The organism is Paraferrimonas haliotis, assembly GCF_002282895.1.
GTDB lineage: Bacteria > Pseudomonadota > Gammaproteobacteria > Enterobacterales > Shewanellaceae > Paraferrimonas > Paraferrimonas haliotis.
In genome coordinates this window covers 483,754-505,259 of record NZ_NRRB01000001.1, presented here as the reverse complement: position 1 = coordinate 505,259, position 21,506 = coordinate 483,754, and the positions used below count along the sequence as shown (strand labels likewise).

17 protein-coding genes are annotated in these 21,506 nt (G+C 46.9%); 9 read left to right on the top strand and 8 right to left on the bottom strand.

Annotated elements, in window-relative coordinates; genetic code table 11:
• The first annotated feature begins 110 nt into the window (after positions 1-110).
• Positions 111-2,309, top strand: a complete 2,199-nt coding sequence (locus CLC91_RS02420; RefSeq protein ID WP_095497356.1) for a PAS domain-containing protein — start codon at positions 111-113, stop codon at positions 2,307-2,309.
• Between the two features lie 10 nt (positions 2,310-2,319).
• Here CLC91_RS02420 and CLC91_RS02415 read toward each other — a convergent pair whose 3' ends face one another.
• The 5 genes from CLC91_RS02415 to tkt all read right to left on the bottom strand — a co-directional run bounded on the left by CLC91_RS02415 (position 2,320) and on the right by tkt (position 8,668).
• Positions 2,320-3,084 (bottom strand): DUF481 domain-containing protein, encoded by a 765-nt coding sequence (locus CLC91_RS02415; protein ID WP_095497355.1) that lies wholly within the window; start codon positions 3,082-3,084, stop codon positions 2,320-2,322.
• Positions 3,085-3,234: 150 nt separating this feature from the next.
• Positions 3,235-4,302: a class II fructose-bisphosphate aldolase gene (gene fba, locus CLC91_RS02410; RefSeq protein ID WP_095497354.1), complete on the bottom strand. Its 1,068-nt coding sequence runs from the start codon at positions 4,300-4,302 to the stop codon at positions 3,235-3,237.
• Between the two features lie 139 nt (positions 4,303-4,441).
• Positions 4,442-5,620 carry a phosphoglycerate kinase gene (locus CLC91_RS02405; protein WP_095499924.1) on the bottom strand — a complete coding sequence of 393 codons (1,179 nt, stop codon included), beginning with the start codon at positions 5,618-5,620 and terminating at the stop codon, positions 4,442-4,444.
• A gap of 27 nt (positions 5,621-5,647) precedes the next feature.
• Positions 5,648-6,670, bottom strand: a complete 1,023-nt coding sequence (epd, locus tag CLC91_RS02400; RefSeq protein WP_095499923.1) for an erythrose-4-phosphate dehydrogenase — start codon at positions 6,668-6,670, stop codon at positions 5,648-5,650.
• Positions 6,671-6,673: 3 nt separating this feature from the next.
• Entirely contained in the window at positions 6,674-8,668 is a 1,995-nt protein-coding gene (tkt, locus tag CLC91_RS02395; RefSeq protein ID WP_095499922.1) for a transketolase, read from the bottom strand.
• 279 nt (positions 8,669-8,947) lie between these two features.
• Between tkt and metK the strand changes: the two genes are divergently transcribed.
• From metK to CLC91_RS02380, 3 genes are all read left to right on the top strand, one after another.
• Complete coding sequence (gene metK, locus CLC91_RS02390; RefSeq protein ID WP_095499921.1) at positions 8,948-10,099, top strand: methionine adenosyltransferase; 1,152 nt, start codon at positions 8,948-8,950, stop codon at positions 10,097-10,099.
• A 114-nt stretch (positions 10,100-10,213) separates the two neighbouring features.
• The gene (locus CLC91_RS02385; RefSeq protein WP_095499920.1) at positions 10,214-11,026 is read left to right on the top strand and encodes a hypothetical protein; all 813 of its coding nucleotides are present in this window, start codon (positions 10,214-10,216) and stop codon (positions 11,024-11,026) included.
• 61 nt (positions 11,027-11,087) lie between these two features.
• Positions 11,088-11,528, top strand: a complete 441-nt coding sequence (locus tag CLC91_RS02380; RefSeq protein WP_095497348.1) for a DUF3010 family protein — start codon at positions 11,088-11,090, stop codon at positions 11,526-11,528.
• A 3-nt stretch (positions 11,529-11,531) separates the two neighbouring features.
• Here CLC91_RS02380 and CLC91_RS02375 read toward each other — a convergent pair whose 3' ends face one another.
• Both CLC91_RS02375 and CLC91_RS02370 read right to left on the bottom strand, forming a co-directional pair.
• Positions 11,532-11,984, bottom strand: a complete 453-nt coding sequence (locus tag CLC91_RS02375; RefSeq protein WP_095497347.1) for a YHS domain-containing (seleno)protein — start codon at positions 11,982-11,984, stop codon at positions 11,532-11,534.
• 95 nt (positions 11,985-12,079) lie between these two features.
• Entirely contained in the window at positions 12,080-12,412 is a 333-nt protein-coding gene (locus CLC91_RS02370; RefSeq protein WP_233132556.1) for a DUF2750 domain-containing protein, read from the bottom strand.
• A gap of 197 nt (positions 12,413-12,609) precedes the next feature.
• Between CLC91_RS02370 and CLC91_RS02365 the strand changes: the two genes are divergently transcribed.
• From CLC91_RS02365 to CLC91_RS02350, 4 genes are all read left to right on the top strand, one after another.
• Positions 12,610-13,455 carry an HAD-IIB family hydrolase gene (locus CLC91_RS02365; RefSeq protein ID WP_095497345.1) on the top strand — a complete coding sequence of 282 codons (846 nt, stop codon included), beginning with the start codon at positions 12,610-12,612 and terminating at the stop codon, positions 13,453-13,455.
• A gap of 2 nt (positions 13,456-13,457) precedes the next feature.
• The gene (locus CLC91_RS02360) at positions 13,458-14,699 is read left to right on the top strand and encodes a glycosyltransferase family protein (protein ID WP_095497344.1); all 1,242 of its coding nucleotides are present in this window, start codon (positions 13,458-13,460) and stop codon (positions 14,697-14,699) included.
• Complete coding sequence (locus CLC91_RS02355; RefSeq protein ID WP_095499919.1) at positions 14,699-16,426, top strand: sugar phosphorylase; 1,728 nt, start codon at positions 14,699-14,701, stop codon at positions 16,424-16,426. The genes CLC91_RS02360 and CLC91_RS02355 overlap by 1 nt, the downstream gene beginning before the upstream one ends.
• A 75-nt stretch (positions 16,427-16,501) precedes the next feature.
• Positions 16,502-17,308 (top strand): LicD family protein, encoded by an 807-nt coding sequence (locus tag CLC91_RS02350; protein WP_095499918.1) that lies wholly within the window; start codon positions 16,502-16,504, stop codon positions 17,306-17,308.
• Between the two features lie 35 nt (positions 17,309-17,343).
• Here the strand turns inward: CLC91_RS02350 and CLC91_RS02345 are convergent, their stop codons facing one another.
• Complete coding sequence (locus CLC91_RS02345; protein ID WP_095497341.1) at positions 17,344-19,425, bottom strand: M13 family metallopeptidase; 2,082 nt, start codon at positions 19,423-19,425, stop codon at positions 17,344-17,346.
• 214 nt (positions 19,426-19,639) lie between these two features.
• Here CLC91_RS02345 and CLC91_RS02340 point away from each other — a divergent pair, with 214 nt between their 5' ends.
• On the top strand, positions 19,640-21,475 hold the full coding sequence (locus CLC91_RS02340; protein WP_095497340.1) for a GGDEF domain-containing protein: 1,836 nt from the start codon (positions 19,640-19,642) through the stop codon (positions 21,473-21,475).
• Positions 21,476-21,506: the final 31 nt, after the last annotated feature.

Sequence of the window (21,506 nt, the reverse complement as noted above, 5' to 3'; positions counted from 1 at the left end):
AGCGGGGATGTGCCCCGCTTCGCTTTTTTGAGCAATAGTTTTTTATAAATTTTCAGCCCGTGTTAGCCTATTGACCCGTTGTAAACGCAGTCTAAAAAAGCTCAATAAGCATGTTCACATCACGCGGCATCAATACCAAAGACTTCAACTCACTGCATACCGTGTTGCAGCCTTTGTATTGGGGTAAAGCCCGCATCGCTCTCATTGTTGTTTTAACTTTGTCCGTCATTTGTGGCGTGTTCTTTGGCGCCCATCGCATTTCTGAAAGCCATAAACAGCACTACGTCCAACAATGGGCACAGCAAGCGTACAATAAACTGCAATCCATCGCGGTATTAACTACTGCCGAAATGAAGCGCCAAGTGGTTCGAACTGAGCTGTTTGCCAAGGCCAAAGATTTCGAGGTTTATTTAGCCTCTCCTGAGAAAAAAAATGCTTCCTTACTAAGAGGCAAATGGCGAGGTTACACCAGAAAGCTCGATTCCATGTTAGGCCTCGCCTTCTATGACGCTGAGGGTAAAGTTTTGTTGCGCAGCAACAGCAAAGCCATGCCTGAGTACATGCCAGATTTAGCCGAGAAAGGTTACGATCTCGAAGACCCAACCACCTACTTTGCCTCTGACTTCAAAATTCGCTTAGTTGATGGCAAGTTCATTCCGACTTTTTACTTGATCAATGCCATTGAATCTCGTCCAGGAAAAATAGCGGGCTACTTTGCTCATTACGTGTCCGCAGAGCGTATTTTTAACCTGACTGCCCCCACCTTGAGTCTCAGTCAAACACCGGTTATCGCGTTGGACTCGATGGGTACCATGTTCTTTCATCGCGGCCTTAACCAATCAAGCCAACTGGTATCCACCATAGGCGATAATCTAGCGGTTTCTTCGCCTTATCTGTGGCACGAAGTGAAAGAGCAAGGCTTCGGTCAATTTAAAGACGAGAACGCAACCTATGTATTTATCAGAGCCGATTTATCCAATAGCTCAGAAGCCTTCAAGCAAAATTACTATTTGGTCACCGAGCTCACCAAGAACGATGTCGATCGCTTGTTAGCCCTCCACACTCGGATTATCTTCGGCATCGCTGCCTTCATCTGCTTACTCTTACTTGCTCTAGTGATTAGCACCGTATTACTGAGGAACGAACGCAGCAATCGCGGTTATAGCCATAACTTAGCTAATGGGCTATTTGGCAATAGTCTACCCTGCTTAATCGTGTCTTCAAATTACCGGGTGTTGTTTGCCAACGATGCCGCAAGAGAGTTCTTTACCTATTCGCAGCAGCTTGAAGACGCCAGTTTAACCAGTATTTTGGAGCAAACCGAGCAGGCGACAAAGCAAATGCTGGCCGATGCTTCGTCTACAGGCAGCATTCAATCCATTACCTTTAAAGGCAAGCCAATTCGCATTGAGCTTAGACCAATAGCGGCCTTCGTGGTGGGCGGTGAATCCGTCAATCAATTTTTACTGACCCTTTTCGACGATAGTACCTTGCACGCTTTGCGTGATGAAATAACGCTGCAACGCAAACAACTGGACGTAGCCAGCATCAGCATTCTAAGTGACGCCCATGGCGTTATTTTAAAAGCAAACGCGGCCTACTATCAGTTCTTGCAGCAATATCACTTGGAATTGGCCGGTGAGAATTTGGAGCAACTCCTTAATGAACAATCTGAGCAAGCTTGGCAACGCATTCTTCACCAATGCAAGCATCATCAGTTGTCTAACACCCAAATCGACTTTGTGTCTGATACGCAAGACCCTGTCACCTTGCACATCAGTGGCCGAGGACACTTCTCAGAAGATGGCCAACTGGCAACCATTGCCTTTATCGCCCGCATCGATAAACCAATAGTGGAGGCAGCCAGCCTCGATTTGCAGTCCACCAGCCAACAGCAGCTAACCGCATACTTTGACGGGCTTTCTAAACCGCAACGCGCGCTGTTGAATGTGATGTTGTTTGATGTGAGCCCAATCAATGCCTTTGCGCTGGGCCAAGATCAAGAGTTAGAGCAAGAATTACAAGAGCAGTTAAGATTGCAACTGCCAAGTGCGTGGAAAATTATGCCATGGTTTAACGGCCAAACCTTGGTTGTAACGGCTGATAGTGAAGCACAGCAGCTTTATCACAAAGCCACACAAGTCATGCAATCTATCACTCGATATGACCGTGAAGAGCGTATCAGTGTCGCTATCAGTGGAAACCCTAAAGCTGCGGAGTTAACTCAATTGCTTAGCCAACTGGAAGTAGCGTTAGGGCGAGCTAAGCAAATGTCCGGTATGAAAATTTGCTTAGCTTTTTCGAAGTAACCTACCGAGCTTAGAACTTATAAAGCAAGGTTACGTTGGTTTCGGTATCTGTGTTTTTGAAGGTAGGCTCGGGATCGGAGTTGTACTTCACCACCACAGCCACTTTCATCGCTAGAGAGCCGACTAACGACGCTGAAATCGACGTTTCCGAACGAGCGTCTACACGGTTGCCTGCATCCACAATGAACAATTGTTTAAAGGTGGCTGAGTCACTGATATCGGTGCTGAAGTTCAATTTACCGTGCGCAACCCACTCTTGGTCACGACGCGACTCAATAAACGGATTGTCTGCAGTACCATCGCCTTTAGCTGGGTATTGGGTAGTAACATAACCCGGACCGATTTCAACATCTAAAATGGTGGAGCCATTTTCATAAAAGCGGTGACCGTAACCCGCAGAGCCTTTACCACGCCAGTCATAACCACCAAACTCATCCACTTCATAGGTACCGTTGATGAATAGATAATTGGTTTCAGTAAAGCGATAGTTTCCTTGCACTAGGGCACGGTAGTTCTCAGCGGTTTTTACGCGCTGCTCAACGTCGTTCTCGTCTTTTTGAGTATCGTCTTTATACAGACCTTCAAGCAGATATTGGTTGTCCCAATTGCTGATGTGATGATTAACGTCAATCTTACCTTTCACCGAAGTGGTTTTGGTGTTTCCTGAGGTAATGGTCGCACCAAGTTCGGCTTCGCCACTAAAGCTTGGTTTTACCTCTTCGGCCATCGCCATAGCTGGCACCATCAGCGCCGCTGCAATCAAAGTTCGCTTCATTATCTACCCCTAAATGATGATGTTATCTTTTAGTAACTTTATTGTGTCTGCAGTTTAACACTACCCAGGTCACAAAAAAACGCCTTTTTTGTGGTAAAGACCGCATAAAAAAAGCGCCTTTGAAGGCGCTTTTTATTCAATTGCTTAATTTTACAACTTAACCTGAGGGTTAAGCTCACCGGTTTGATAGGCTTTGTACATTGCTTGCAAGCTTTTTGGTTTGATTTTAGAGCCCTGACCTGCAGTACCAAACGCTTCATAGCGGTCAATACAAATTTGAGTCATGGCTTCTTGAGACGCTTTCAAGAACTTACGAGGATCAAATTCAGACGGGTTCTCTGCCAAGAACTTACGAACTGCTCCCGTTGACGCTAAACGCAGGTCGGTATCAATATTCACTTTACGAACACCGTACTTAATGCCTTCAACAATTTCCTCAACCGGTACACCGTATGTTTCTGGAATTTCGCCACCGTATTGGTTGATGATCTCCAGCCACTCTTGAGGTACAGAAGAAGAACCGTGCATCACTAAGTGGGTGTTTGGAATGCGTTCGTGAATCTCTTTGATGCGGTCAATACGCAACACATCACCGCTCGGTTTCTTCGAGAACTTGTAAGCACCGTGGCTGGTACCAATGGCAATGGCTAAGGCATCAACGTGAGTATCCGCAACGAACTGCGCGGCTTCTTCAGGGCTGGTAAGCATTTGGTCCATGCTCAAAGTACCCTCGGCACCAATGCCATCTTCTTCACCCGCTTGACCGGTTTCCAAGCTGCCAAGACAACCGATTTCACCTTCTACTGAAACCCCACAGGCGTGTGCAAAAGCTACGGTGCGGCGAGTTACATCGACGTTGTACTCGTAGTCCGCTGGTGTCTTGCCATCGGCCATTAACGATCCATCCATCATCACTGACGACATACCTAACTGAATCGAACGTTGGCAAACGTCAGGGTGAGTACCGTGATCTTGATGAATACACACTGGGATATCTGGGTATTGCTCCAGTGCGGCTTCCATTAAGTATTTCAAGAACTGTGGACGGGCGTATTTACGCGCGCCCGCAGAGGCCTGAACAATGACCGGGCTGTTGGTGAGCTCGGCAGCGTGCATGATAGCGCGCATTTGCTCTAAGTTATTTACGTTAAACGCTGGCACACCGTAGTTGTGCTCAGCAGCGTGGTCTAACAGTTGGCGTAAAGAAATTAATGCCATGGTATCGAAACTCCAATTTCGTAAGTGAGGCAACTCACTACGTGATTACTCGAATGATATTGCTAACTTTTAACGGACTTTATATCGCTTCTAATGCACACCATAAGCATGGAATAAAAGCAAAAAATCGCAAATCTAATTATTTGGCTGCACGCTGTTCTAAGATTTCAACCGCCGGCAATTTCTTGCCTTCTAAAAACTCTAAAAAGGCGCCACCGCCAGTGGATATGTAGGAAACCTTGTCGGCAATCTGGTACTTGTCCACTGCGGCTAGGGTGTCGCCACCGCCTGCAATGGAGAAAGCATCGCTTGCCGCTATCGCTTGGGCAATGCGCTGCGTTCCAGCACCAAATTGGTCGAATTCAAACACCCCAACTGGACCATTCCAAACAATGGTGCCAGCACTTTCTAGCACGTTGGCGAGGGCTTCTGCACTGTCTGGCCCAATATCGAAAATCATGTCGTCTTGGCTAACATCGGTTACCGGTTTAAGTGTGGCTTCAGCTTCTGAGCTAAATACGGTGCCACAAACAACGTCAGTTGGCACCGGAATATCGCCGCCTCTGGCTTGAGCGTTGGCGGTGAGCTTTTTAGCTTCATCAACCAAGTCCGCTTCATACAGAGATTTACCAACGCTGTGTCCTTGCGCTGCAATAAATGTATTGGCAATACCGCCACCCACAACCAGCTGGTCGACGATGTTACTTAAGCTCTCTAACACTGTAAGCTTAGTAGATACTTTAGAGCCACCAACAATGGCAACCAAAGGTCGCTTAGGGTTATCGAGCGCTTTTCCTAACGCATCCAACTCGCCTTTTAGCAAAGGTCCGGCGCAGGCAACAGGGGCATATTTTGCAACACCATGGGTAGAGGCCTGAGCTCGATGGGCGGTGCCAAAGGCGTCCATCACAAACACATCGCACAAGCCGGCAAGTTGTTTAGCTAAGGCGTCATCATTTTTCTTTTCGCCTGGATTAAAACGGACGTTTTCAAACACCAATACTTTGTCAGCGCTTGGTGAAACGCCTTGTAAATAATCACTCACTAACTCCACCTGTTGAGGCAAAGCTTCGTTGAGGTAATCCACCACAGGTTGTAAGCTAAATTCTGGGTTAAATTCACCTTCGGTTGGACGCCCTAAATGCGACATCACCATAACGCTGGCGCCTTTATCTAAAGCCAATTGAATACTGGGCAAGGCTGCTCGAAGTCGCGCATCACTGGTCACTTTACCGTTGGCAACCGGCACATTGAGATCTTCTCGAATAAGTACGCGTTTACCCTGTAAATCTAACTCTGCCATGGTTAACACAGACATGATGTTTCCTTTTCTATAGGTAGATAATTAAATTGTTCTTCTTAAACGGGCCATGGTAATTGCTGTATCCAGCATCCGGTTGGCAAATCCCCACTCGTTATCGCACCACAGCAGCATCTTAACCAAGTGATTTGCACTGACGCGAGTTTGAGTGCCATCCACCACACAAGAACGCGGATCGTGATTGAAATCGGCGGACACGAGCGGTTCCATGGTGAACCCTAATATCCCACTGAACTGCTCATCGGAGGCTTTGGCAAGGGTTTGGTTGATCAACTCAATATCAACCGCGTCAGTTAGGGTTAAGGTGACATCCATTGCGGTAACGTTAACCGTTGGTACGCGCACAGAAATGGCCTCAAACTTATTGGCTAGGTGAGGCAATATGCGTTCAATGCCCACCGCCAACTTGGTGTCTACCGGAATGATAGACTGGCCAGCGGCTCGGGTGCGTCGCAAATCATCATGATAAGCATCGATGACTTGTTGATCATTCATCGCCGAATGAATGGTTGTGATGGCGCCGCTTTCGACACCGAATGCCTTGTCTAACACGCTAATGACTGGAACGCTGCAATTGGTGGTGCAAGACGCGTTCGAGACAATGGTTTCATGACCGGTTAGGGTGTGTTCATTCACCCCATATACTATGGTGGCATCCACGTCTTGACTGGCGGGATGACTAATAAGTACCTGTTTCGCCCCTGCGTCAATGTGGGCTTGGCAAGCTTGGCGTGTATTCAAAGTACCACTTGCTTCAATGACCACATCAATATCCAGTTGCTGCCAAGGCAGCAAAGCCGCATCATTGATGCTCAACAGCTGAATGTCGTCGTGACCAATGAGCAAATGATCGTCACCAGCCAGCGCAACCTCTAACCCAAAACGACCGTGGGTGGTATCGTATTTTGTTAAATGGGCAATGGCTTTGGAGTCGGCCAGCTCGTTAATGGCAACAATTTGCACTAACGAGCGTTGCCCGAGTTCATACAGGGCGCGCAATACTGAGCGCCCAATACGACCATAGCCATTGATTGCAACCCGAATCATGGATTACAGCAAGCTGTTGGCGGTGGCTACGATGTTGTCGCTGGTGAAGCCAAACATCTTAAACAACTCACCGGCTGGCGCTGATTCACCGAAGGTGGTCATGCCAATGATTTTGCCGCCAAAACCAACGTACTTGTACCAGAAGTCTGCAATACCGGCTTCAATAGCAACCCGTTTAGTGACCGAAGCTGGCAACACCGATTCTTGGTAGTCAGCGCTTTGCTGATCAAACACATTGGTATTTGGCATCGACACAACTCGAACCTTACGGCCTTGAGCGGTTAATTCTGTTGCCGCTTCCACGGTAATACCTACCTCTGAGCCGGTGGCAATTAGAATCACATCCGGCGTGCCTTGGCAATCAACCAAAACGTAGCCGCCTTTGGCTGCATTGGCCAATTGCGCCGCATCTCTTGGTTGTTGGGTTAGGTTTTGTCTTGAGAAAATCAAAGAGGTTGGACCGTCTTTGCGTTCAATCGCTGCTTTCCAAGCAATGGCCGATTCTACTTGGTCGCAAGGACGCCAAGTACTCATATTCGGCGTTTGACGCAAAGAAGCGATTTGCTCTACCGGTTGGTGAGTTGGGCCATCTTCACCCAAGCCAATGGAGTCGTGAGTGTAGACAAAAATAGAGCGTTGCTTCATAAGCGCCGCCATACGCACAGCGTTACGAGCATACTCCATAAACATTAGGAAGGTTGCACCGTAAGGAACAAAGCCTTTGTGCAGCGCTATACCGTTCATGATGGCGCTCATACCAAACTCACGAACACCGTAAAATACGTAGTTACCGCTAGCGTCTTTTGCTTCTAGACCTTTAGAGCCTGACCATAGAGTTAGGTTAGAGCCTGCTAAGTCGGCGGAGCCACCCATAAACTCTGGTAGCATAGGGCCAAAGGCTTCGATGGCGTTTTGTGACGCTTTACGTGACGCAATATTGGCAGGGCTCGCTTGCAACTCTTGGATAATGGCGTCGGTCTTCTCAGCCCACTCAGCTGGAAGCTCACCGGCTTGACGACGAGCAAATTCCGCTGCTAGCTCTGGGTGCGCCGTTTTGTAAGCGTCCATTTTAGCGTTCCAAGCCGACTCTGCTTGTTGCCCTTTGTCGTTGCAATCCCACGCCTGTTGAATATCGGTAGGAATTTCAAAAGCAGGTTTATCCCAGCCTAGGAATTCGCGAGACGCTTGAATCTCAGCATCACCAAGCGGTGCACCGTGACAATCGTGACTTCCAGACTTATTCGGAGAACCATAACCAATGATGGTCTTGGTACAAATCAATGTCGGCTGGTTGGTGTTCGCTTTCGCCTCTGCAATCGCCGCACTAATTGCGGCTGCATCGTGGCCATCAACATCAGCGATAACGTGCCAGCCATAAGATTCAAAACGTTTTGGCGTATCGTCAGAGAACCAACCTTCAACTTCACCGTCGATGGAAATGCCGTTGTCGTCCCAAAACGCAACCAACTTGCCTAAGCCTAGTGTGCCCGCTAAAGAACAAGCTTCGTGAGAAATGCCTTCCATCAAACAGCCATCACCCATGAACACGTAGGTGAAGTGATCGACAATGTCGTGGCCCGGACGATTAAATTGAGCAGCTAACGCTTTCTCAGCAATGGCCATGCCGACCGCATTGGTAATGCCTTGACCCAGTGGGCCAGTGGTCGTTTCAACACCGGGGGCATAACCGAACTCGGGGTGGCCTGGTGTGCGTGAGTGCAATTGACGGAAATTTTTCAAATCGTCAATGCTTAAATCGTATCCGGACAAGTGCAGCAGAGAATAGAGCAACATAGAACCGTGACCATTGGATAAGATAAAGCGATCTCGGTCGGCCCAATCTGGGTTACTTGGGTTGTGCTTTAAAAAGTCACGCCATAAAACTTCGGCTATATCAGCCATACCCATTGGGGCACCTGGGTGGCCAGAATTAGCTTTTTGAACGGCATCCATACTCAGTACTCGGATGGCATTGGCGAGGTCTTTACGAGAAGACATAGTCTCTCCTGCTATAGTCAATTTAAGTGAGAAATTAAGGGGCGCTATATTTTCCCAGAGGCACCGACAAGACGCAAATGAATTTGAGAGTTAGTTCAACAATATTCACAATTATTTGTGACTCAAGGCAACCATTTGAACATTTCTTCCGTATTCTGCTTTAATTAATTGAAATTTTTCACTAGCATCCCTGTCAGAAAGTTTTATTATAGACGTCTAGAAGTAGAAACCTCTATACGTATTTACGGATAACTCTTTACAAGAGATGAGAAGATAACCATGGCAAAACAACTATTTACTTCAGAATCAGTATCTGAAGGTCATCCGGATAAAATTGCGGATCAAATTTCCGACGCCGTACTTGACGCGATTATTGCCCAAGATCCTAAGGCTCGTGTCGCCTGCGAAACCTACGTAAAAACAGGCATGGTCATGGTGGGTGGCGAAATCACCACCAGCGCTTGGGTCGACATTGAAGAATTAACCCGAAAAACGGTTCGAGAAATCGGTTACACCCATTCTGATATGGGGTTTGACGCCGACTCTTGTGCTATTTTGAACACCATTGGCAAACAGTCTCCTGACATCAACCAAGGCGTGGACCGTGCAGATCCTCGCGAGCAAGGCGCTGGAGACCAGGGGTTAATGTTCGGATACGCATCTAACGAAACCGACGTATTGATGCCTGCCCCAATTACCTACTCACACCGTTTGGTTAAGCGCCAAGCTGAAGTGCGTAAAAGCGGTGCGCTGCCTTGGCTACGCCCAGATGCAAAAAGCCAAGTAACCTTCGCCTACGAAGATAACCAAATTGTTGGTATCGACGCGGTGGTATTGTCAACTCAGCACGCCCCTGACGTGGCGCAAAACGATTTAGTAGAAGCGGTGATGGAAACCATCATTAAGCCAGAACTGCCTGCCCAGTGGCTCAATAAAGACACCAAGTTCTTTATCAACCCAACCGGCCGTTTTGTAATCGGTGGACCTATGGGTGATTGTGGCTTAACCGGCCGTAAAATCATTGTGGATACCTATGGTGGTATGGCGCGTCACGGCGGTGGAGCCTTCTCTGGTAAAGATCCATCAAAAGTAGACCGCAGTGCAGCTTACGCTGCTCGTTACGTTGCTAAAAACATCGTAGCAGCAGGTGTTGCCGATCGTTGTGAAATTCAAGTGTCTTACGCCATTGGTGTGGCAGAGCCAACCTCCATCAGCGTTGAAACCTTTGGTACTTCTAAGATTCCACAGGAAAAATTGGTTGACTTAATTCGCCGTCATTTCGATTTACGTCCGTATGGCCTAATTGAAATGCTCGATTTAAATCGCCCTATTTACCAACCTACCGCAGCCTACGGTCACTTTGGGCGCGAAGAGTTCCCTTGGGAGCGCACCGACAAGGCCGAAGCCATTAAGGCGGATGCAGGCTTATAAGCGAGCCAACATCGTCAGCGACGTGCGCTCATAAGTAGAACAAGGATTTTACTTGAGTGAGCGCTTATCGCTGCACTACACTGGCTCCAAAGCTATTGCTGAGGAGCCTTTTTTATGCACCGATGTTACCTGTTACTGTGTGCTTTGCTGATGTGCGCACCCTCATGGTCTGCCGATGGTTTTTATGCCAATGAATCGGTTCAACAACAACTGCCCAGTGCTTTTGCTTTGCAAAAGGATTCGTTGCCCTTTTTACAACAAGCGCAACTCTATACCCAAAGCCAAGCCCGAGATTTGGTAAGACAAATCAGACGATCCGCTCCCCTAAAAGAAGCCATAGAAGACTGGCCTAAGTTAAGCTTTGAACAGCAACAGCCGTACCTTCAACAAGTGTTTGCTCTGCAATGTCGAATACTGGGTGTCGCTCCACCCACCTTATTAATCGATGCGGATAGCTATCCCGATAAACTGGCCTATTTTGATTTCGATGTGGATGATCCAGAAAGCGGCATCGTGTATCTAAACAGCAGTAAGTTCACCAGCAACGACCCCTACTTATCGCTGTTGCTATTAGTTCATGAAACTCGACACGCTTATCAGCTGCAACGAACAAAACCTGGTCCGCTTCAGCAAGGTTTTTTGGCCGCTTTTACCGCTCAAAAAACGTTAAAGTCGATGTCTTATTTGGACTTTATGACACTGAACAACGAGTACGAAGCGTTTCAGTTCGCTAATTTCGCGGTGGGTCTGTTAACGAACTTTAGTTACCAAAATCCCAAACTCGGCAGCTACGCCAGCCAATACGATGAACAAGGAATACTTAACGTCGATTTGGTCGCGCTGCACGCTCAGCATCCGAAGTTCGATGTTATCAATGAGTTTAATCGATTGTCTCAGGCGCAAAAAATACGCTTAGCGGACGACTAAACACATAAAGTGCGTTCACTTAAGGTATAATCTCGCAAAATCAATTCAGTAGGATTAAACAATGAAAGTCTGTGGCGTAGAGCTTAAAAGTAATGAGGCGGTGGTGACTTTGCTGTCGTTTTCCGGTGGCTTATTCGATTTGCCGCCTTTTCGAGTTCGCCGAATCACCTTGCTTAACAGCGAAGACGGTGAATCATTGCGTAAGTTTCAGTTCGACTTTAACAAACTGATGAGCGACTATCAGGTGGATAAAGTTGTAATTCGCCAACGTCCAACCAAAGGCCGTTTCGCCGGCAGCGCCGTTGGCTTTAAAATGGAAGCGGCGATTCAACTGATTGATGGACTCGATGTCGAGCTGATTAGTAGCAACGCGGTGAAAACCTCACTGTCGCACACCCCATTGCCCATCGATTTTCGCGAAACCGGCTTAAAGGCCTTTCAAGAAGCGGCGTTCACCACCGCGTTTGCTTACTGTAACTTACCCGACATAAACGCCGACTAAGGGTTATTGTTCAGCGGTTTTCTCGAGCCAATTAGCGTTCGCTTTCTCGATATAACCTGGTTTATCTTTAAGCCAGGTCTCCCTTACGCCCAATGAATAGTTTAAATAAAGCTTACCGTTTTCAATTGCAAACGCTTGCGGGTCGGTACTCACGACAAAGCCTTTAGACATCGCGTAAGCACAATAACCACCGTATTGAGGAGCATACTGTTGTGGAGCATTGTTAAACATTTCAAGATGTTCGGCCGATGCAAAACGCCACTCTACGCCGTTATAGCGAGTACTAAACTGCTCGCTACCTAGCTGAGCTTCATTGTCGGTAAAGTAAGACACCACGTCATAACCGCGATTGGCCAATCCTTCCTCTTCGAAAACAGGTTGCTTTGAGACACTGGCACAGGAAGCTAGTACAAAACTCGCCACAAGCAATACACAAAATTTAGTTAACGCTTTCATGAGATCTCCATTACCCACATTCGATAATCACTAAGACCTATGCTCATCTGGATTTCTTTCAAGAAAAGTTAATATTTTTTAGATAGCGACCTTCATTAGCGCTTTGAAAGCTCAAAATCAAATTCCATGGCATCGACAACAACGCCCATACCATCGTTATCAGGGTGCACTACTACGGCTAAATCGTCTTGCTCTAAACCTCTACTCCAACGACTGCGCCAATCACTTAATTTGATGGCCTTCGCTTGGCAATGTTGCCACTCCTCCACGGCGAAAGCTTGTGCATCTTGTTGGCTTGACCACACCGGCACGCAGTCTTCATCGTCACTGTTAAGCATAACGCAACCGTGCTCATCCACTAAGATCCACACCTGCTTAGCTTGCTTGATTGCATTAATGGTTTGCTTAAAGCGATTGTCTGCTGTCATGAGATTTCCTCTGTCCATGCGCACCGTTTTGGTGCAGATTTTTGTAAGCTGTTAATTCGGTGCACTAAAAGCAACCATAGGCTCCACCAGCGCCATCGCCAAATCATTATTTATGCATTAAAAACAGCCGGTTACAAAAATGGAATGAGTATTGCTGAGTCACTGTCACTCATTAACTGATGTAACCGGGTAGCTTTATGAATCGTTATTGCGCTGACCATACCATGATTGCCACGGATCTTGATGGCACTTTGCTCGACCATTATAGCTATTCTTATGTGCCAGCCCAGCCCGCGTTGTCATTTTGCCAACATCACACCATCCCCATTATCGTCAATACCAGTAAAACACGACTAGAGTCCATGGTCATTCGTAAATCTCTGGGATTGAGTGACCCTTTTATCGTCGAAAATGGATCCGCTGTTTGCATACCTAAACCCTGGATGGCACGACTGCACTGCGAATCTGAACAATTGCTGCAAACCTCTGATCATTGGGTGCTGCCACTCGGAACCTCTCGTCATCGGATATTGGCTAAACTCGAAAAATTACGGGCGCTAGGCTTCCGATTCCAAGGGTTCAGTGAAATGCCCTTAAGCCACTTAATGGAGGCAACCGGATTAAGCGCAACCGATGCCGAACTAGCCAATCAAAGAGAATATTCCGAACCCATTATTTGGCAAGACAGTGACGCCGAGCTAGAGCGGTTTAAAGAGTGTCTAAAACAAGAGCAGTTGACGTTATTAAAAGGCGGCCGGTTTTATCATGTATTAGGAGCGACCTCTAAAGGCCGAGCTCTGCGCTGGCTTAAACAGGCGTATCAGCAAAAGAATCGAGCGCTTACCACTGTAGTGGGTTTGGGCGACAGCGCCAACGACATTGAAATGTTAAACGAAGCCGACATCGCCATTTGGGTTCGTTCTCCTATTCACGGCGTTCCGAGCATTCCTAATCACCCCATGAGCTTTGCCACACAAGCTAAAGGTCCCGCAGGTTGGAACGAAGCGATAGCCTCCCTATTTGGAATTGAAACAAGGAGTTAACCATGGCTGATTTCTATCAAAATGGCATTATTACCACGTTACATAACATCAATCGACGCCCGCTTAGTGAGTTAGAAGCTGATCTTTGCCGATTTTCGAAACAACGTCCGTTGGGCTTGGTATTGCCCTCACTCTACTCCGAATTAGAAACCAAAGCCCTACCCAACATCGTCAAGCACTTACAAAAAGTCCCTTACCTATCACAGGTAATTATTGGTCTGGATAGAGCCAACTTGGACGAATATCAAAAGGCGTTAGCGTTTTTTTCCCAACTTCCTCAACAGCCTAAAGTGCTTTGGAACGACGGCCCACGCCTAAAAGCTTTGGATCGCGAACTAAAGCAACGCGGATTGGCACCGGAGCAACTGGGTAAAGGACGCAATGTTTGGTATTGCTTTGGCTACGCCTTGGCCACACAAAAGGTACAAGCACTGGCATTACACGATTGCGATATATTGACCTATGACCGCGAGCTCTTAGCTCGGCTTATCTATCCGGTGGCGCATCCTTCGTTTCAATATAAGTTTTGCAAAGGCTACTACGCTCGAGCCGCAAACGGCAGTCTCAATGGCCGAGTAAGTAGGTTGTTGGTTACCCCCTTAATTCGCGCGCTAAAAAAGATAGTACCCGATAGCGAATATTTAGAATACCTAGACAGCTACCGTTACCCATTGGCAGGCGAGTTTAGTTTTCGTCTAGATGTCCTCAGTGATCTACGGATCCCCAGCGACTGGGGGCTTGAAATCGGCGTGCTGGCAGAGATGAAGCGCAACTACGCCAGCAACCGTCTGTGCCAAGTTGATATTTGCGACGTCTACGACCACAAGCATCAAGATCTGTCCATTGATGATGAGCAAACTGGGCTGTCTCGCATGTCCATCGATATTTCTAAAGCCTTGTTTAGAAAATTAGCGACTCAAGGCACCGTTTTTAACGATGGCGTGCTGCGCTCTCTTAAGGCCACCTACTATCGTATGGCGCTGGATTTTATCGAATCCTATCGCAACGATGCCCTAATAAACGGCCTTAATTTAGACATTCATAAAGAAGAAGCAGCGGTCGAATTATTTGCGCAGAACATCATTAAAGCCGGTAACCATTTTCTCAATCACTCCATGGAGACCCCATTCATTCCTAGCTGGGACAGAGTGGTGGCTGCCATGCCCGATGTTTTCGAGCGTTTAGTAGCGGCGGTTGAACAGGATATGCAGGACTATTCTTGCCCAATTAAGCGAGCAGTCTAGTGGTTGTAAACGAGTCTCTGCATCATACGGTACAAACCTACTTACGTACCTTGTACCCTGACCATGATCCAACTGAGTTGGCGCATAAGGTTTTGAAAGTTATGCGCCTTGAAAACACTCATCAAGCGCCTCGACCCCACCAAAACCACTGGACGGAAAAAGATTGTGTGCTTATTAGCTATGGCGATTCGATAATTGAGCGCAACCGTAAACCCCTCGCCACTTTGTTAGACTTTGTCCAACAACATCTGGGCAATAACGTCAGTGTGGTGCATCTATTGCCCTACTTTCCTTATACCTCGGATGATGGTTTTGCCGTTTTAGATTACTACCAAGTCAATGACAGCTTGGGCGACTGGCAAGACATCGAAGCCTTTGGCAACCACTACCGTTTAATGTCGGATTTAGTCATCAATCATTGTTCAAGTCGCAGCGGCTGGTTTAACAATTTTCGTCAAGGCCTATCACCCGGTAAAGACTATTTCATCGAAATCGACAGCGACTGGGATCTTTCCAAGGTCATTCGCCCTAGAACCAACGCACTTAGTCAGACGTATCGCTGCAACGATGGAGAGCGTCAGGTTTGGTGTACCTTCAGTCGCGATCAAGTGGATTTTAATTTCGCCAACCCAGAAGTACTTCTCGAATTTATCAGCATTATTCGATTCTACCTAGACAAACAAACCAGCGTTTTTCGCCTCGATGCCATCGCATTTTTGTGGAAGACTCCCGGAACCAATTGTTTAAATTTGACCAATACGCACCGCATCATTCGGTTACTGCGGCTGTTGATTGAGCATGCCAATCCCGCAGCGTGGGTTATCACCGAAACCAACATTCCTAACCGCGAGAACTTAAGCTATTTTGGAAATGCCAATGAGGCCCACGGCATATACAACTTTGCCTTACCACCACTGTTATTGCATACCTTATTGAGCCAAGACTGCTCCCATTTGCGTAATTGGTCAATGTCGATGCCGCCGGCTCAAAACGGTACCTTCTTTCTCAATTTCATCGCTTCTCATGACGGTATTGGATTGCGTCCAGTGGAGCATATTTTCTCCGCTACAGAAGTCGATGAGCTCATTGAGACAGTGCAACAAAGCGGTGGATTAGTCTCATGGCGAAATTTAACCCAAGACCAAGTTAAACCTTATGAAATTAACGTAAGTTTATTTGATGCGCTCGCTCGAACCCACCACAGCGAAGACAGCTACCAACGGCAACGCTTTTTATGTGCCCACACCATTATGCTGTCTTTAGAAGGCATTCCAGCCATCTATATTCACAGCTTTTTAGGCACACAAAACGATTACGACAAGGTACAACACAGTAACCATAATCGCAGTATTAACCGCCACCGCTGGCAACTTAGCCGCTTACAAAGTCTCCTGCAACATAAAGAGGCTCATCATGGTGATATTCTCGCTCAAATAAACGCGCTAATTAGCATCCGCCGGCAACAAAGTGCTTTTCATCCTAACGCCACTCAATTTACCTTGCAGCTAGGTAATCATGTATTTGGGGTTTGGAGACAAAGCATTGATCGCAAGCAAAGCATTTTTTGCGTCAGCAACGTTACCAGCAAACCACAGCGGCTATCTTTGTCTGAACTTAACCTCATCGAAACCAACCTCTGGCACGACTTGTTATCGCAACAGGATTTAAATGCTGACAATGGCGTTATCAATCTCGCCCCCTATCAATCCCTATGGCTCAGCAACTAGCGGGCTAGATTTCTAGCCAACTTATAAGCAAGGCTATATAATTCGCGGCAACTGATTCTTTCAATAGCTAATTTAATGTCGACCGTAGATACCCCTCGAGTTCAACAAACCGCGTTAACCATTCTCAAAGAGGTGGTTCAACTGTGCGATCAAGAAAATCTCTGCTACTGGCTTGATGCCGGTACTTTGCTTGGTGCTAAACGCCACCAAGGTTTTATTCCGTGGGACGATGATATTGACATTGCCATGCCCAGGGAAGATTTCGAGCGGTTTCTAAAGATTGCTCAAGACAAGCTTCCTGAGCATTTATTTGTGCAATGCATGGCAAGCGACCCGCACTACCCAGGCGCGCGCCACATGCCCTGCAAAATTCGGCTAAATAATACCTTTGTGCGAGAGCACATTGAAGAAAGTTGGCGTGCGGATCACCCACCGTTTCATCAAGGACTTGCCATTGACATCTTTCCTATGGATGTCATTAAAAAACGTCCTCATCAAAGTTTTAGCAGGAAAGAAACCCTTTTTAAGCGCATTTGTATAAAGAAAGATAAGGCCCAAGTTAAAAAGGGATTGGACTACGCCATCTATCGATTAATCAGCGATCGCTGGATTCAAAAAACTCTGCAACAATTGTGCTCTGAAAATCAGGGTACAGATATGGTGATTTACGGTTTTGAAATGCCTTTTTTGAAGTCATGGAATTATGAAACCGTCTTTCCATTAGGTACCATTGAGTTTGAAGGCTTAACCTTCAGTGCTCCTAATGATGTTCATGACTACTTAAGCAACTATTACGGCGATTACATGCAGTTGCCGCCGGTTGAAGAGCGCCGTACACACTTGTCTAAAGCCGTATTTGATGTGGCAACAGAAAAGGCCTAGCGAAATCGCTAGGCCTTAAATTGCGTATTAACCGATTACCAGATCTTTACGCGTTTTTCAGGCGGCAAATACATAGCATCACCTTCTTTTACATCGAACGCTTTATAGAACTCAGGTGTGTTAGAGAGTGACCCTAACGCTCTAAATTCACCCGGTGAATGAGGGTCTGTCGCCACTCGATTACGCAGAGCTTGTTCTTGGTACATGCCACGCCAAATTTGAGTAAATCCAATAAAGAAACGTTGGTCACCGGTTAAACCGTCGATAACCGGCGCTTCTTTACCGTTTAAGCTCATTTTGTAGGCTTTATACGCGATAGTGATGCCCGACAAGTCACCAATGTTTTCGCCAAGGGTTAGCTCACCGTTAACGTGCAAATCATCAAACACATAGTAGCCGTTAAACTGATCCACCAACTGTTTAGTACGTTTACCAAAGGCTTTCAAATCGTCTTCGGTCCACCAGTTTTTAAGGTTACCATCGCCATCATAACGCGCTCCTTGGTCGTCAAAACCATGGCCCATTTCATGACCGATAACCGCCCCAATACCACCATAGTTTACCGCGTCATCCGCTGCCATATTAAAGAATGGAGGCTGTAAAATCGCAGCCGGGAATACAATTTCGTTCATGGTTGGGTTGTAGTAAGCATTAACCGTTTGCGGGTTCATATGCCATTCCCATTTGCGAATAGGACCGGCCAATTTCTCGAGTTCTTTGGCGTGCTGTACGCGAGAGGCCGCCATAGTATTGGCAACCAAGGCGTCGGCTTTAATGGTGAGATCTGAGTAATCTTCCCAGCGATCCGGGTAACCAATTTTTGGAGTAAACGCCGCTAGTTTAGCCTTTGCTTTGCCCTTAGTTTCATCGCCCATCCAATCTAAATCATCAATGCTGGCTCCGTAAGCATTGCGCAAGTTTTCCACCAGCTCACTCATACGAGCTTTCGCTTCGGGCTTAAAGTGTTTGCTCACGTAGATTTTACCAACCACTTCGCCCAAGACCGAGTTAACCCGATCCACGCCGCGTTTCCAACGAGGTTTTTGCTCTTGTTGGCCATTTAAGGTGCGGGCGAAAAAGTCAAAGTTCTCATCCGCTAAGTCGGCATTCAGTAACGATGCGTAAGCGGTTAAGGTGTGCCAGGTTGCATAGGTTTTCCAGTCGTCTATCGAAACGGTTTTCAATAGATTGTTGAAGCCTTCGATATAGCTTGGCTGGTTAATGATAATGTCCGGCTGATCCGCCACCCCAAGGGCCGCTAAATAAGCTTGCCAATTCACTTGATCAGCCAGTTGAGGCAAATCATTAACTTGATACTTGTTGTAACGTTTTTGCGAATCTCGAGATTCAACACGGGTCCAATGTGCTTTGGCCAGCCCAGTTTCAATGTTCATGACGGTTTGCGCCGCCTGTTTTGCATTAGCTAAGCCTGCCAAGCTGAACATTTTTTCGATGTGGGCAAGATAAGCGCTGCGAATATTAACAAATCGCTCATCTTCGTTTAGGTAGTAATCACGATCAGGAAGGCTTAAACCGTACTGCCAAATGTGAGTAGCGTAACGGCTCGAGTCTTTGGCATCCACTTCAATATAAAACGCCAATGGTGTGCCCGCTCCAGCGATTTGAGATTCGGCAAAAAATTGCATCAAATCGTCATCGTTTTTGATTTGATCAATTTCATTCAACATGGGTTTAATTGGCGTTAAGCCAAGCTTTTCGATGGTATCGGTGTCCATGTACGAACGGTACAAATCCGCCACTTTTTGCTCGTCACTGCCCGCGGCTAGATTATCGGTAGCAGCCAACTCTTCGATAATGGCTTTAACGTCTTCTTGAGACTCTTCACGCAGATCGTAAAAGGCACCAATGGAAGTTTTATCGGCCGGCATTGTTGTATTTTTCAACCAAGTACCGTTTACGTAACGATAAAAGTTATCCTGTGGACGAACCGACTTATCAAAGTTAGCAAAGTCGATACCTGATGATAAGGCTTGGTTCACTGCAACAGCAGTTTGCGCTGGTTTTGCCGTTTCAGTTTGTGGTGGTTGCGGAGTTTCGCTACAACCGCTCACCGCCAAAATAGATGCGCACACACCCGATAGAAAAATACGCTTCATTAGTTGATCACCTTAAGAGAGTTATTGTTGTTCAAAAAAAGAATGTTAGTTACGTCGATGCCTAACAAGGTAAACTTTGTTAATCAATGTTTCAAATTAACACAATTTTCACATAAGCTCTCAAATCCTGTCTAAAATTAACAGTAACTCACGTGAAAACGGTAAAGGCTGATTGGGCCATCAATGTGATCCGTCAAGGACGAACCATTAACTAATGAACAATTCGACAGAAACAGCTTGTGATAGTAAAACGTCAACTTCGACCTGTTTGTGGGTTTTGTTGGTGTGTTTGTGTGCAAGTTTATTTGTCAGTGCAAAAGCGAGCGCCCTTGATGCCATTGATTCACAGCTGTTACTCGCCGAAAAAGTGGTCTCTTCAGATAGCCAACAGTTTCAACGATTCATACGCACTATTGAAAGTAACCGCGACAGCTTAAACCAGAAACAAACCACCCAGCTCAACCTGTTGAAAGCTCGACACACCTTGTTCGAAGGTGACCACATAAGGGCGCAACAGCAACTGCACCAATTGTTGGGTGTGACTCAAGACCCCACACATACCTTTGAGGCCCGCTCGCAACTGGTACTGAGTTTTGGGCTAACTCGGCAATGGTTGCAAGGACTCCAATATGCCGAAAAAGCGATGCAGGATTTACCTCAGGTCAACGACAATCGAATCAAAAATCGTGGCATGGCCATACTTGGTCTGTTTTTCAATCAACTTGGCTTGTACTACCTAGGCACGGACTACGCCGATAAAATTTTGGCCAACTCGCCGAACGCTCGTCAAATCTGTACCGCAAAAGCGTTAAAAGCAGAAGCCGGTGCATATCAGCAGTCGTTAGCCCCAGACGCCCCGCTTATGACTCAGGCCATAAGCGCCTGTCAAGCGACCAATGAGAACATAGTACTCACTGGTTTGTTTCTCATTCAAGCCAATCAATTCATCGCCAGAGAACAGCCAGAATTGGCATTGCAAATCTTGAACCGCCATCGTCAACAATTGTCTCAGGTCAGCTATCCCGATATGTTGGTCGATTTTTATCACACCTTATCGCAAGCTTATTTTCGTCTCGGTTTTTTAAATCAAGCGCGCTCCGCGGCCAATCGCGCCGTTACTATTGGCAGCGACTTAGTTCATGCCAACCATGCCTTTAAACAATCTTTTTATACGCTCTATCAAATCGAACTGATGGCGCAAAATAAATTGTTAGCTTTAGAGCATTTGCAACGCTATACCGACACTGAAACCACGACCGAATTAACCGATGCCGAAAAGCAACTAGCACTCGCCTTAGGCCAATTCAGTAACAGCGAAAAGTCGACTCAAATCGAACACCTCAATCAGCAAAACGAACTGCTGAAACTGCAACAGCAACTGTCCGCTAAGCAAGCGTGGAACAACCGCATCTTTAGCATCATCTTCGCCAGCGTAACCCTTGTGCTAATTATCGGTTTATATCGCCTAAGTGCCGCCCATAAAAAAGCCAGCTTAGCAGCAATCACCGATCCGCTAACGGCTTGCTATAACCGCCGTTTCATTGTGACCCAAGGTCGAGGCTTGCTTAAACTCAATAGAAAGCGGCAAACCCCCATGGCGATCATCCTATTGGATATTGACCATTTTAAGAAAATTAACGACGTACACGGTCACCCCATTGGCGATAGAGTGTTAATCGAAGTCGCTAACGCCTGCAAAAAAGTGGCGAGAAGCAACGATTTATTTGGCCGAATGGGGGGCGAAGAATTTGCACTCGTGCTTGCCGGTTGCTCTGAAGGGCAAGCCTTGCAAATTGCGGAATTGTGCCGCCAAGCGATCACTCGCGTGGCACTCATGGCCAACGAGCCAGAAGTGGCGGTGACCGCAAGTCTGGGGGTAGCAACCACAGCCAACGGCGGCTACGATTTTGACAGTTTGCTGGCAGCGGCCGATAAAGCCATGTATTTGGCAAAAACGCGTGGGCGAAATCAGGTACAGGGCTTTAAACCCCCACAGCACAAAGATGGCACCAGCATTTTACCCGAACAGATCACATCTCAAGCCCACTAGCTATTGAGACTAAGCTTAGGTTGTAATACTC